Source organism: Rosenbergiella sp. YN46 (assembly GCF_036620675.1).
In the GTDB taxonomy this organism is placed as follows: domain Bacteria; phylum Pseudomonadota; class Gammaproteobacteria; order Enterobacterales; family Enterobacteriaceae; genus Jejubacter.
In genome coordinates this window covers 1-12,752 of record NZ_JAZHEE010000029.1, presented here as the reverse complement: position 1 = coordinate 12,752, position 12,752 = coordinate 1, and the positions used below count along the sequence as shown (strand labels likewise).

Sequence of the window (12,752 nt, the reverse complement as noted above, 5' to 3'; positions counted from 1 at the left end):
TTTCCACCCCGCCTTTCGGCGGGGTGTCACTTTTCATCAGCATGCTCGGTCTCCGGCGCCAGCAGCAGCCCCATAAATTCCCGGGCGATCTCCGTTAATGGTTCGCCGCGCCGGGTCAGTATTCCATATTCCTGCGGCGCCAGCCGTAGGTCGGTGTTCAGCACGCTCAGCAACCCGCCGTGCAGGTGAGCTGCGGCCATGGCTTCCGGCAGCATGCCGATCATCGGCCCCCCCTGTAGTACCTGAAGGAAGGTCTGCATTGAAATGGTTTCCACGGTGTTGTGCGGCGTGGCGACTCCAGCTGCGGCAAAGGCCTCTTCCATCTGGCGACGGATTGGCGTTCCCTGGGGATAGAGGATCCACGGCCATGCCAGCAGTTCCCCCAGGCTGTAGCGCTGGCGGTGTCCGGCCAGAGGATGGCGGCGATTCACCACCAGGCAGAACGGCTCCGGGCCCAGCGGGCGGAAGTCGAACAGCTGGCGCTGCCGGGGCTCGGTAAAGCGGCCGATAGCCAGATCCAGCGTACGGGCCTTAAGCATCTCCATCAGATGATCGCTGGTCTGCTCCACCACCTCCAGCGCCAGCAGCGGCCAGCGCTTTTTGATACTGACGATAGCCTGGGGCAGCGCCACCGCCGTAGCGGCGAAGATTCCCCCCACCCGCAGATGGCCGTGGCCGCCAGAGCGCAGGCTGTCAATACGCGCCGCAAATCCCCGGGCGTCATTGAGCGCCACCTGCGCGTAACGCACCACCTCGCTGCCGAGCGCCGTAGGCGGCATACTGCGCGGCAGACGCTCAAACAGAGGAAAGCCGAACTGATTTTCTATCTCCCTGAGCATTTTACTGAGCGCAGGCTGGCTCAGACTCATCTGCTCCGCCGCCAGGTGCATATTCCCGGTACGGCCGAGCGTATCGATCAGCAACAGATGGCGGAACTTCAGCCAGTGGCAGAAGCTGGTAAACGAGATTTCAGACATAGTGCGCCCTGTAAATACCGATAACGCCCGGTTATCGATGACTGAATGAATGCCATTGGAGTTTATCTCCCGCGCCGCATAACGTAACAGCAACAACAATGAGGAGAAACTCCCATGACCATCGCTCTGAACCCTGCAAACACCCTGCCCGAAGACGGAACCCGCGGCTGCCTGATTGGCCGCGCCTGGGTTCCCGGCGCCTGCCCCGGCCCTTCGCCGGTGGTTCTGCGCGGCGACGACGTCTTCGATATTTCGCAACAGGCTGCCACCGTCGCCGGACTTCTGGAACTGGAAAACCCCGGGGATGTGATACGCCAGACAAAGGGACGCCATATTGGCTCACTTTGTGAGCTACTGGCCAATAGCGGCGATGCGCCGGATCCCGAACGGCCGTACCTGCTATCCCCCATCGACCTTCAGGTGATTAAAGCCGCCGGGGTCACTTTCGTCGACAGCATGCTGGAGCGGGTAATAGAAGAACAGGCCGCTGGCGACGGCGAACGGGCCAGTGGTCTGCGGGCCCGTATCTACGATCTCACCGGCCCGGACCTGCGGGCGGTAAAGCCCGGTTCCGAACGGGCCGCCGCCCTGAAGCAGCTATTGATCGAACGCGGCCTGTGGTCTCAGTATCTGGAGGTCGGCATTGGCCCGGACGCCGAGATCTTTACCAAGGCGCCGGTACTGGCAAGCGTCGGCAGCGGCGCCTCCATCGGTATTCATCCCCACTCCAGCTGGAATAATCCGGAGCCGGAAGTGGTGCTGCTGGTCAACAGCCGCGGCCGGATTCAGGGCGCGACCCTGGGCAACGACGTCAACCTGCGCGATTTCGAAGGCCGCAGCGCCCTGCTGCTAAGCAAAGCCAAGGACAATAACGCCTCCTGCGCTATCGGCCCCTTTATTCGCCTGTTCGACGACGACTTTACCCTTGACCATCTGCGCAACTGCGAGGTGGCGTTGACGGTACAGGGCGAAGAGGGATTCCAGCTCAACGGGCTGAGCGCCATGAGCGCCATTAGCCGCGATCCTGAAGATCTGGTTCGACAAACCCTGAACGCCAGTCACCAGTATCCCGACGGCTTCGCACTGTTCCTGGGCACGCTGTTCGCCCCTACCCAGGACAGGGGTAGCCCCGGCGCCGGTTTTACCCACCGCCCTGGCGATACCGTCACCATTAGCACTCCGATGCTGGGCGCCCTGCGCAATCGGGTCACCACCAGCGACCAGGCGCCGTCCTGGACCTTCGGGCTGCGCGCGCTGTTCGACAACCTGAGCCGGCGCCGCCTGCTGTAACGCCCGCCATCCTGAACTCACGCTGTAACGGCAATCCCAATGGAGGAGCATGCTATGCGTGTACAGAACCATTCTTCTACGCCCGATCCGCGCCAGCTGCGGCGGGCAATCTTTACCGGCGCCGTCGGTAGCGCGCTGGAGTATTACGATTTCGCGATTTACGGGCTGGCGTCGGCGCTGGTCTTCGGCCATATTTTCTTTCCCTCGCTGGGTGTGACCGGCGCCCTGCTGGCCAGCTTCGCCACCTACGGCGCCGGGTTCCTGGCCCGGCCTTTCGGCGGTCTGTTTTTCGGATCGCTCGGGGATCGCAAGGGCCGCAAACTGGTGTTGCTGATCACCATCGGGCTGATGGGCGTCGCCACCACGCTTATCGGTCTGCTGCCTGCCGGGCCGCTGGGCGCCGTGCTGCTGGTTATCCTGCGCCTGCTTCAGGGCTTTGGCGCCGGCGCCGAACAGTCCGGTGCCGCCACCCTGATGGCAGAGCTGGCGCCCCCCAAACGCCGCGGCTGGTATGCAGCGCTGCCGTTTATCGGGGTCTTTTCCGGGCTGGCACTGGCCACCATCACCTTTCGGGTGATGCAGCTGCTGCTGACCGAACAGCAGATCCTGAGCTGGGGCTGGCGTATTCCGTTCCTGCTGAGCGTGGTACTGATTGCCGTCGCCATCTGGGTACGCTTAAGGCTGAAAGAGAGCCCGGTGTTTAAGACTCTGGAGACCCAACAGCAGGTGGTTAAAGCACCAATGCGGGCGGTGCTGCGCGATGCGCGACGCCCGCTGGCCGCCACCATTCTGATGCGCATGGCGGAAACCGGCAGCTCTACTCTGTACGCCACGGTCTCCATCGCTTTTCTGACCGGCTACGCTGCCACCCAGGCCCAACAGAGCGCCACCTTCGCGCAGATCGGCACCAATGCCGTGCTGCTGGCAAGCGTGGCGAGCGTGATCACTACCCCGCTGTTCGGCGCGCTTTCGGACAGGGTGGGTCGATTGCGGGTCTATCGCGCCGGTGCGCTGTTCTGCATGCTCTGGGCCTTTCCGGCCTGGATGATGATCGCCAGCGGCAATCCCTGGCTTATCACCCTGGCGATTGTCGGTGGTTTCGCTATCGGCGCCAACAGCATGCTCGGCGCCCAGTGCGCTCACTTTACCGAGCTATTCGGCAACCGCTACCGCTACTCCGGGGTGGCCCTTTCCCGTGAAGTCGGCGCCCTGCTTTCCGGCGGACTGGCACCACTACTCGGGATCTGGCTCACAGGACTGGCCGACGGCGCCCCCTGGGTGCTGGCCGCATACACTATTGTTCTGGGGGGCATTACGCTTGCCGGTAGCTGGCTTTCCGTTGAAACCCGCGGCCGCGACCTGACGCTGCTTCAGGATGCCGTCGGCCAGCTGCCCCGCCACCGCGCCCCGGGCGCCATACTAATAAGAGAGAAAAATCATGAAGGATAAACCGGTACCCAAATTGCGTAGCCAGCGCTGGTTCGACGACCCTGAGCACGCCGATATGACGGCACTGTATGTCGAACGCTATATGAACTACGGGCTGACCCGTGACGAGCTACAGTCAGGGCGCCCGATTATCGGCATCGCCCAAACCGGCAGCGATCTGACCCCCTGCAACCGCCACCACCAGGCGCTGGCGGAGCGGGTAAAGGCCGGTATTCGCGATGCCGGCGGCATTCCAATGGAGTTCCCGGTTCACCCCATCGCCGAACAGAGCCGGCGCCCTACGGCGGCACTGGATCGTAACCTGGCCTATCTGGGGCTGGTGGAGATCCTGCACGGCTATCCGCTGGATGGCGTGGTACTGACCACCGGCTGTGATAAAACCACCCCCGCCTGCCTGATGGCCGCCGCCACCACCGATCTGCCCGCTATTGTGCTTTCCGGCGGGCCAATGCTCGACGGTCACTATAAAGGGGAACTAATTGGCTCCGGCACCGTTATCTGGCACGCCCGTAATCTGCTGGCCACCGGTGAGATCGACTACGAAGGCTTTATGGAGCTGACCACGGCATCTTCACCTTCCATCGGCCACTGCAACACCATGGGCACTGCGCTTTCGATGAACGCGCTGGCCGAAGCGCTCGGCATGTCGCTGCCGGGCTGTGCCAGTATTCCTGCCCCCTATCGCGAACGCGGACAAATGGCTTATCGCACCGGTAAACGCATCTGCCAGATGGTGTGGGACGATCTGCGTCCGTCGAAGATTCTGACCAAAGCGGCGTTCGAAAACGCCATTACCGTGGCCTCGGCGCTGGGGGCATCCAGCAACTGTCCGCCGCATCTGATAGCCATCGCCCGCCACGCAGGCATTGAACTGACCCTTGACGACTGGCAGCGGGTGGGTGAAGCGGTGCCGCTGCTGGTGGACTGTATGCCCGCCGGGCGTTACCTGGGGGAAGGCTTTCACCGCGCCGGAGGGGTTCCGGCGGTGCTGCACGAATTACACAAAGCCGGGCGCCTCAACGAGTCCTGCCAGACGGTCAGCGGCAGGACTATTGGCGATATCGCCCGCGAGTCCGGCAACCACAACCCGGACGTGATTCACGACTGGGAAAATCCGCTTAAACACCGGGCCGGATTTATCGTCCTGAGCGGCAACTTCTTCGACAGTGCCATTATGAAGATGTCGGTAGTGGGCGACGAATTCCGCAAAACCTGGCTCAGCGAGCCCAGCGCGGAAAACTGCTTCGAGGCGCGTGCCATCGTATTCGACGGCCCGGAGGATTACCACGCGCGGATTAACGATCCCGAACTGGCTATCGACGCCCGCTCGATTCTGGTGATCCGCGGCGCCGGGACTGTCGGCTACCCCGGCAGCGCCGAGGTGGTCAATATGGCGCCGCCGGCAGCGCTGTTGAAACAGGGCGTCACCTCGCTGCCCTGCCTGGGGGACGGGCGCCAGAGCGGCACCTCCGCCAGCCCGTCGATCCTCAATATGTCGCCGGAAGCGGCCGTCGGCGGCGGTCTGGCGCTGCTGCAAACCAACGATCGCCTGCGGGTAGACCTTAACCAGCGTCGGGTCGATCTGTTGATTGACGATGCCGAAATGGAACGCCGCCGGGCGGCCTGGAAGCCTTCACTTCCGCCTTCCCAGACGCCGTGGCAGGAAATTTACCGCAGCATGGTCGGTCAGCTTTCTACCGGTGGCTGCCTGGAGCCTGCCACCCTTTATCTGCGGGTAGTTAATGACGACAACTTACCCCGACATTCACACTAAAAGATGAGTATTCCGTCATGAAAATTACCGGTTACAACTTTATTGGCTCAGAACGCAGCGCCGAGGGCGATACGGTGCTGGAAAGCCTGGACGCGACCAGCGGCGAAGCGCTGCCGTGGCGTTTTTATCAGGCTACCGAGCAGGAGGCCGCCACGGCCTGTGAAGCGGCCCGCAGCGCCTTTACCGCCTACAGCCGCCTGGCGCCGGAACAGCGCGCTCGTTTTCTGGAAGCCATTGCCGACGAGCTGGATGCTCTGGACGATGAGTTTCTGGCGCTTGCCAGTCGGGAAACGGCTCTGCCGCTGGCCCGCCTGCGCGGTGAGCGAGGGCGTACCAGCGGCCAGATGCGGCTGTTTGCTGCGGTGCTGAAGCGCGGCGATTATCTGGGCGCGCGGATCGATACCGCCCAGCCGGACAGGCAGCCGCTGCCGCGCCCCGATCTGCGCCAGGCGCGGCTCGGCGTGGGGCCTGTGGCCGTGTTTGGCGCCAGCAATTTTCCGCTGGCGTTCTCTACCGCCGGTGGCGACACTGCGGCCGCGCTGGCGGCGGGCTGTCCGGTGGTATTTAAGGCCCACACCGGCCATATGGCAACAGCGGAATACGTTGCCGACGCCATTATCCGCGCCGCCCGCCAGACCGGTATGCCTGAAGGCGTATTCAGTATGATTTACGGCACCACCATCGGCGAAGTGCTGGTCAGACATCCGGCGATTCAGGCGGTGGGCTTTACCGGTTCGCTGCGCGGCGGACGGGCCATTTTCGATATGGCGGCCAGCCGCCCGCAGCCGATTCCGGTATTCGCCGAAATGAGCAGCATCAACCCCATCATACTGCTGCCAGAAGCCCTGCGCCGCCGCGGCCCACAGATAGCCCGCGAGCTGGCGGATTCGGTGGTGCTGGGCTGCGGCCAGTTCTGTACCAATCCAGGACTGATAGTCGGCGTGGCAAGCCCGGAATACACCGAATTCCTGGCGGCGCTGCGCGATGAAATAGCCAGCCGCCCGGCGCAGGTGATGCTGAATGCCGGGATCCTGCAGCACTATCGCCAGGGGCTCGCCCGTCTGAGCCAGCACCCACAGATGGTCTCGCTGGCCGGTGAAGCACGCGATGATAATCAGGCATCCCCATGGCTGTTTAAGGCCGATGCCGCACTGCTGGCCAGCGGCGATGAGCTGTTACAGGAAGAGGTGTTCGGCCCGGCGACCGTGGCGGTGGAGGCCAGTAGTGCCCAGGGGTTACATCAGGCGCTACAGGGAATGCATGGCCAGTTAACCGCGACGCTGATTGCCGAGCCGGACGACTTGCGCGACTGTCAGGCGCTGGTGAACCTGCTGGAAGAGAAAGCCGGACGCCTGTTGCTGAACGGCTATCCTACCGGCGTGGAGGTTTGCGATGCCATGGTGCACGGCGGCCCCTGGCCTGCCACATCGGACGCGCGCGGTACTTCGGTTGGCACTCTGGCCATCGACCGCTTCCTGCGCCCGGTCTGCTATCAGGATTACCCCCAGGCGCTGCTGCCGGACGCCCTGAAAGATGAAAATCCGCTGGGTATCACCCGGCTGGTGAACGGTGTTAACACTCGCGAGCCGCTACGCTAAATAACGCCTGTGCCTGAGGGATAGCCTTATTCCTCAGGTCTGTGTTACACATGCGTCAACACAGTCACCGATGGAGCACAGCACAGTGAAGATAACGGTAAGCAATGCCATTAACGAACGGGATCGGGAAGCGCTTTACGCAGGGCTGGTCAGCTATAATTCGCCGTTTATCGACCGCAGTAACTGGGGCGATTTAAGCGTCTTTATGCATGATGATGCCGGTCGGGCGCAGGCGGGGCTTACCGCCTCGCGCAAAGGGAACTGGCTGTGCATTAAGCTACTGTGGGTCAGTGAGTCGTTACGCGGCAGTGGTGTCGGCAGCCAGCTAATGCAGGCCGCCGAACAGAGCGCTCGGGAACAGGGCTGTCGGTTTGCGCTGGTGGATACCTTCAGCTTTCAGGCCCGTCCCTTCTACCAGAAGCTGGGCTATGAGTTGCAGATGACCCTGGAAGATTTTCCCGGCGACGGTCAGTCGGTTTACTACCTTAAAAAGCGGCTGTAGCCTGCCCCCGCCGGCGCCACAGCACCACCAGCCCCACCATTAACCAGAGCGCCCCGGCCACCAGCGCCGGGGCATGAATATGGAACAGAACCGGCGCCAGCACCGCGATCCCAATGAGCGGTATCAGCCCGCAAGCCAGCAGCGAGCGCAGACTACGCTGACGCCGCTTCACCAGAAACAGGCCAATCACCGAGCAGTGCAGCAGAATAAATCCGCAGATAGCCCCCACGTCCACAAAAGAGACCAGATGCGACAGCCCATCATCGACGCTGGCGGCAATCACCGCCAGCACGGTGTTGACCACAGCGGCGGCCAGCAGCGCGGTTACCGGCAGCCCACTGCGCTTGCCAATCTGACTGAGGGAACCCGGCAATGAACCGCTGCGCCCCATACTGAACAACAGCCTTCCTGCCGCCGCCTGGCCTACCATAGCGGAAAAGGCCGCCCCCAACGCTTTGACAAAGGCCAGCGCATCACCCAACCACGGAGAAATAGTCTCGCCGACAATCACATAATAGGCCTTCCCCTGAAGCTCGGGCTGCTGCTGAAGCGTCTGACTGTCCCAGGGGCTGAGCAGCGCCCCAAGCCAGGTCTGAGCCACAAACAGCACGCCTGCCAGGATCAGACACCATAAAGTCGCCCGGCCGGGCTGATTGCGGGAGCCCTGATTCTCTTCGGCAAAGGTAGAGATGGCATCGAAGCCCAGATAAGAGAGCACCGCCACTGATACCCCGGTCAAAACGGCGCTGCTGTTTATCCCATCGCTCCCGATAAAAGGCGCCAGCAGAGGTCGGTTGAATCCCTGCTGCCACAGCACCCACAGTCCACCGGCCAGAATCAGCGCCAGTACGATCACTTCGGCAATCAGCACCGTCATGGTGACTTTTCGGGTTTTATGCAGCCCGGTCAGGTTCAGGGCAGTGGTCGCTACCACGGCCAGCAGCGTCCAGGCCCAGACCGGCACCGTGGGCACCAGCGCATTTAATGAAATACCGCTAAACAGATAGGCCACCGCCGGAATAAACAGATAATCCAGCAGAATAATCCAGCCAGCGATAAAACCCACCCGGGGGTTAATCCCTTCCCGGGTATAGGCATAAACGGCCCCGGCGTTGGGCACCGCCCGCGACATCAGCGCATATGACCAGGCGGTAAAGCCCATCACCACGGTCGCTACCACATACACCAGTGGCACCACCCCGCCGCTGGCGGCGTCCAGCGTGCCAAACAGTCCTACCGGCGCTGCCGGACCAATAAACAGCAACCCCATAATCACCAGGTCACGCATCCGCAACGAACGAGCCAGCGCCATCCCCATCACCTTTGATTGTTATTATTGAAACGACGCAAGTGTTAAACGGCGCGGCACCAGGGGGAAGGGAAATTATAGAAACTTTTGATCTATGTTATAACTGACCTTCTCCTTCCAATCCGCAGATGGGTAAATGCGCCCGTAAAACGCTGGCATTCAGCGCCGTAATCCGTACCATACGCTCACACGTTCGCCTGCTGGCTGTTGTCGGCTGGCGCTAACCCATCATTCATAGCAAACCAGATGGGGCATAAGAACGCGCAGATGGCATATGAGATCTATGCTACGTGGATAGAAGAAATGAATGGCGCTCAGGTGGATATGTTGAACGCCAGGCTGGCCATCTGAAAATTTTTGCCCCGCATATGCCCTTTTTGGTTTTTGAGATTGATAAAAATGCAAGAAACTCAGCAAGTTAACAAGAAAGAACAGTACAACCTCAACAAGCTCCAGAAGCGCCTGCGCCGCAACGTGGGCGAGGCGATCGCCGATTTTAATATGATTGAGGAAGGTGACCGGATTATGGTCTGCCTTTCCGGCGGCAAAGACAGCTACACCATGCTGGAGATTCTGCGTAATCTGCAGCAGAGCGCGCCAGTTAACTTTAGCCTGATCGCGGTAAACCTCGATCAGAAGCAGCCCGGCTTTCCTGAGCATATCCTGCCGGAGTATCTGGAGAGTATCGGGGTCGAGTACCGGATAGTGGAAGAGAATACCTACGGCATTGTGAAAGAGAAGATCCCGGAAGGGAAAACTACCTGCTCGCTCTGCTCCCGCCTGCGCCGCGGCATTCTGTACCGCACCGCCAGCGAACTGGGCGCCACCAAAATCGCGCTGGGCCATCATCGCGATGATATTTTACAAACGCTGTTCCTGAACATGTTTTATGGCGGCAAGATGAAAGGCATGCCGCCCAAGCTGATGAGCGACGACGGTAAGCATATCGTTATTCGCCCGCTGGCCTACTGCCGCGAAAAGGATATCGAGCGTTTTTCGCAGGCCAAAGGTTTCCCCATCATTCCCTGCAACCTGTGCGGCTCACAGCCTAATCTGCAGCGCCAGGTTATCGCTGAAATGCTGCGCGACTGGGATAAACGCTATCCGGGCCGGATCGAAACCATGTTCAGCGCCATGCAGAACGTGGTGCCGTCTCACCTGTGCGACAGCGCGTTGTTTGACTTCGCCGGGATCACCCACGGCAGCGAGGTGGTGGACGGCGGCGATCTGGCGTTCGATCGCGAAGAACTGCCTCAGCAGCCGATGGGCTGGCGGGCGGATGAAGAAGCGGAACAGCCTTTGCAGCGCCTGGACGTGGTGGAAATTAAATAATCGCCCTCGCCTCCCGCTCCGGGGGGCTTTTCACACTTCGCCTCTCAATCGCAGACAAAAAAAGGTTCATCGCGGATTGTCGTGAAGCTGAAGTTACCGGCGGCTGCCCAGGCTTCCGGGTGAGTATGTCGGGCAGGATGAGGTTCCGTTCACCTTAAGGTGATTTCTCTTATGCCGGTTGCGGAACCGGTGAATCAGCAGAGAAGCAATCACGCAAAGTAAACGGAACAGCCCGCCGCATCGTCATATTCTGCCCGGTGGCTTTTCAGATGCAGGCTGGGGCGGCGGTTGTAGTACGTGGTCATGCTGGTTGCGCTATTTCTGCGCCAGTGCCGTGTTCTGAAAGAGTATGCCGCGCTGGCGAAGGTTCCGTTCACCTTAAGGTTACCTTTATATGTCGGTTCCGGAACCGGTGAATCAGCAGAGAAGCAATCACGCAAAGTGAACGGAACAGCCCGCCGCATCATCATATTCTACCCGGTGGCTTTTCAGATGCAGGCTGGGGCGGCGGTAGTAGTACGTGGTCATGCCGGTTGCGCTATTTCTGCGACAGTGCCGTGTTCTGAAAGAGTATGCCGCGCTGGCGAAGGTTCCGTTCACCTTAAGGTGATTTCTCTTATGCCGGCTCCGGAACCGGTGAACGGGTCAGGAGGCTCAAACGCCACCTCCTGACAACCTGGCTTTCCGGCGTGAATACTCCGGCGATTTTCAGGCCGGAGTGTCACCGCCCTGAATCTTCTGCCCGAATTTATCCGTACAGGTATTGCTGGTTGCATTTGAGCACCCCGTCTGAAGCGACGAGAGGATTGCCTCCCGGCTTAAAAAACGCCGCAGCGTTTACGAAGGGCCGGAGGAGCGACAGGATGTCGCGACAGGGCAAGGCCGCCTGGGATGGCGACTCTTGCCCGTTCCGAAAAGCCCGGCGTGATAAGCGAAGGGGCCCGCGTCAGCGGCGTTTTTTACCGCCGGGGAGCCCGGGTCGCCAGGGGAGCGGCGACTGAGCCCACCTGGCCCGTTCACCTGCGGTGGATTAACAGAAAAGCAGTGACGCAAAGTGAACGGAACTGCCCGCCGCATCGCCATATTCTGCCGGTTTTTTGTTTCCGCTTTCGAACACTCCACCTAAGCCACGATGAACCCAAAAAAAAAGCCGACTAATTTAGTCGGCGTCGTACGAATCAATTGTGCTATGCAGTAATTCAAAAAAGGAAGTAAGACAATATGGAGCGCAACGCCCATCGCTTGACGTTGCATTCACCTGCATGAGAGATAGTGCCGCGATCCTATATCATGTTTATTGACCTCGATCAGGTTTACTCCCCTTTTGTGGTTAGCAAGCACATTAATTCCTTATTTTTACAGCCATTTACCTCGTCGCAACCACCATATAACACCACCGATAATCACCAGCAGCATGACGCAGAATACACCGAAGCCCAGGTGCCAGGAGCCGCCGGGAATGCCCCCAAGGTTAACGCCGAACAGGCCGGTCAAAAAGGTGGTAGGCAGAAATACCATCGCCATCACGGACATGGTATAGGTGCGACGTGCCAGTGATTCCTGCATCAGTTGCGCGATTTCGTCGGCCATCACCGCGGTACGGGCAATACAGGCGTCTATCTCGTCCAGTCCCCTGCCGAGCCGGTCGGCAATGTCCTGCATTCGGCGTCTGGCGTCGTCATCCATCCAGCCAAGCCGTTCGCTGGCGAGGCGAGCATAGACGTTACGCTGGGGTGCCATATAGCGGCGCATAACAATAAGCTGCTTACGAATCAGCGCCAGCACGCCACGCGGCGGCACTTCCTGATCCAGCAATTGATCCTCAAGATCCATAATTTTGTCGTGCAGGTGATCGATAAACTCCGTAGCGTGATCGGTCAATGCATCACACACGTCCACCAGCCAGCTACCGCTGTTTATCGGGCCGGTTCCCTGATTCAGATCGCTTATCACGTCGTCCAGCGCCAGCACCTTGCGTCGCCGGGTGGAGACGATCAGATGTTCATCAATATAAACCCGCATCGCAACCAGCTGATCGGGTCGTTCATCGGTACTACCGTTAATGCAGCGCAGCGTAATAAAAGTGCCTTCGCTCAGGCGGGAAATCCGGGGACGCGTGCTGTCACCCGCCAGCGCGTCGCGCACGGCGTCCGGAAGCAGCGCCGTGGTGGCAAGCCAGCGCTGGCTTTCGCTACGGGTATAGTCCAGATGCAACCAGCAGGGATGCTCGCTGTCGAACACCGTATCGTTGTCGATATCGCTAACGCCCCCCTTACCGTCCAGGCGCAGCGCAAACACGGCATCCGGGACATCCAGCTGCTCTCCCTTTATGACATCCACAGCCAATCCTCATCACAAAATTATCAAACGGTTTCAGTCTAGCCCCACCCGGGTGTTAAGCAACCCGATGATGCCACAGACAAAAAAAATCGCCCGTAACCACGGTAATGCCGATCAGTTAAGGATCGGTTGATCGATCCAATAGTTGTGTAAGAATCCGGAAACGCTCACTCGTTTCCGG

The 12,752-nt window shown here is 60.2% G+C and carries 9 protein-coding genes and 1 pseudogene; 7 read left to right on the top strand and 3 right to left on the bottom strand.

Features of this window, described 5'->3' with window-relative positions; genetic code table 11:
• Positions 1 to 26: 26 nt before the first annotated feature.
• Positions 27 to 977 (bottom strand): LysR family transcriptional regulator, encoded by a 951-nt coding sequence (locus V3W49_RS17270; RefSeq protein WP_500147152.1) that lies wholly within the window; start codon positions 975 to 977, stop codon positions 27 to 29.
• 114 nt (positions 978 to 1,091) lie between these two features.
• On the opposite strand from V3W49_RS17270, the gene V3W49_RS17265 reads away from it, so the two are divergent.
• From V3W49_RS17265 to V3W49_RS17245, 5 genes are all read left to right on the top strand, one after another.
• Positions 1,092 to 2,267, top strand: a complete 1,176-nt coding sequence (locus V3W49_RS17265) for a fumarylacetoacetate hydrolase family protein (RefSeq protein WP_500147150.1) — start codon at positions 1,092 to 1,094, stop codon at positions 2,265 to 2,267.
• 54 nt (positions 2,268 to 2,321) lie between these two features.
• Positions 2,322 to 3,716 (top strand): MFS transporter, encoded by a 1,395-nt coding sequence (locus V3W49_RS17260; RefSeq protein ID WP_500147148.1) that lies wholly within the window; start codon positions 2,322 to 2,324, stop codon positions 3,714 to 3,716.
• Positions 3,706 to 5,490, top strand: coding sequence for an IlvD/Edd family dehydratase (locus tag V3W49_RS17255; RefSeq protein ID WP_500147146.1), 1,785 nt, complete (start codon positions 3,706 to 3,708; stop codon positions 5,488 to 5,490). Before V3W49_RS17260 ends, V3W49_RS17255 begins: the two co-directional genes overlap by 11 nt.
• 17 nt (positions 5,491 to 5,507) lie before the next feature.
• Complete coding sequence (locus V3W49_RS17250) at positions 5,508 to 7,088, top strand: aldehyde dehydrogenase (NADP(+)) (protein WP_500147144.1); 1,581 nt, start codon at positions 5,508 to 5,510, stop codon at positions 7,086 to 7,088.
• Positions 7,089 to 7,173: 85 nt separating this feature from the next.
• Positions 7,174 to 7,590: a GNAT family N-acetyltransferase gene (locus V3W49_RS17245; protein WP_500147142.1), complete on the top strand. Its 417-nt coding sequence runs from the start codon at positions 7,174 to 7,176 to the stop codon at positions 7,588 to 7,590.
• On the opposite strand, the gene V3W49_RS17240 is transcribed toward V3W49_RS17245, so the two are convergent.
• Positions 7,574 to 8,902, bottom strand: a complete 1,329-nt coding sequence (locus V3W49_RS17240) for an APC family permease (protein WP_500147140.1) — start codon at positions 8,900 to 8,902, stop codon at positions 7,574 to 7,576. The two genes, V3W49_RS17245 and V3W49_RS17240, sit on opposite strands and share 17 nt — an antisense overlap.
• Positions 8,903 to 9,050: 148 nt before the next feature.
• Between V3W49_RS17240 and V3W49_RS17235 the strand changes: the two are divergent.
• Positions 9,051 to 9,250 (top strand): annotated as a pseudogene (locus V3W49_RS17235) (tyrosine-type recombinase/integrase); the annotation flags it as partial.
• Between the two features lie 48 nt (positions 9,251 to 9,298).
• The gene (ttcA, locus tag V3W49_RS17230; RefSeq protein WP_500147138.1) at positions 9,299 to 10,231 is read left to right on the top strand and encodes a tRNA 2-thiocytidine(32) synthetase TtcA; all 933 of its coding nucleotides are present in this window, start codon (positions 9,299 to 9,301) and stop codon (positions 10,229 to 10,231) included.
• 1,356 nt (positions 10,232 to 11,587) lie between these two features.
• Here the strand turns inward: ttcA and zntB are convergent.
• A complete protein-coding gene (zntB, locus tag V3W49_RS17225; RefSeq protein WP_500147136.1) occupies positions 11,588 to 12,571 on the bottom strand; it encodes a zinc transporter ZntB in 984 nt (327 codons plus the stop codon).
• Positions 12,572 to 12,752: the final 181 nt, after the last annotated feature.

Bases quoted from the DNA above. Each gene is read 5' to 3' on its own strand.
- V3W49_RS17240 (WP_500147140.1), bottom strand. From the start codon at position 8,902: ATGGCGCTGGCTCGTTCGTTGCGGATGCGTGACCTGGTGATTATGGGG.
- V3W49_RS17270 (WP_500147152.1), bottom strand. From the start codon at position 977: ATGTCTGAAATCTCGTTTACCAGCTTCTGCCACTGGCTGAAGTTCCGC.
- V3W49_RS17255 (WP_500147146.1), top strand. From the start codon at position 3,706: ATGAAGGATAAACCGGTACCCAAATTGCGTAGCCAGCGCTGGTTCGAC.
- V3W49_RS17265 (WP_500147150.1), top strand. From the start codon at position 1,092: ATGACCATCGCTCTGAACCCTGCAAACACCCTGCCCGAAGACGGAACC.
- ttcA (WP_500147138.1), top strand. From the start codon at position 9,299: ATGCAAGAAACTCAGCAAGTTAACAAGAAAGAACAGTACAACCTCAAC.
- V3W49_RS17250 (WP_500147144.1), top strand. From the start codon at position 5,508: ATGAAAATTACCGGTTACAACTTTATTGGCTCAGAACGCAGCGCCGAG.
- V3W49_RS17260 (WP_500147148.1), top strand. From the start codon at position 2,322: ATGCGTGTACAGAACCATTCTTCTACGCCCGATCCGCGCCAGCTGCGG.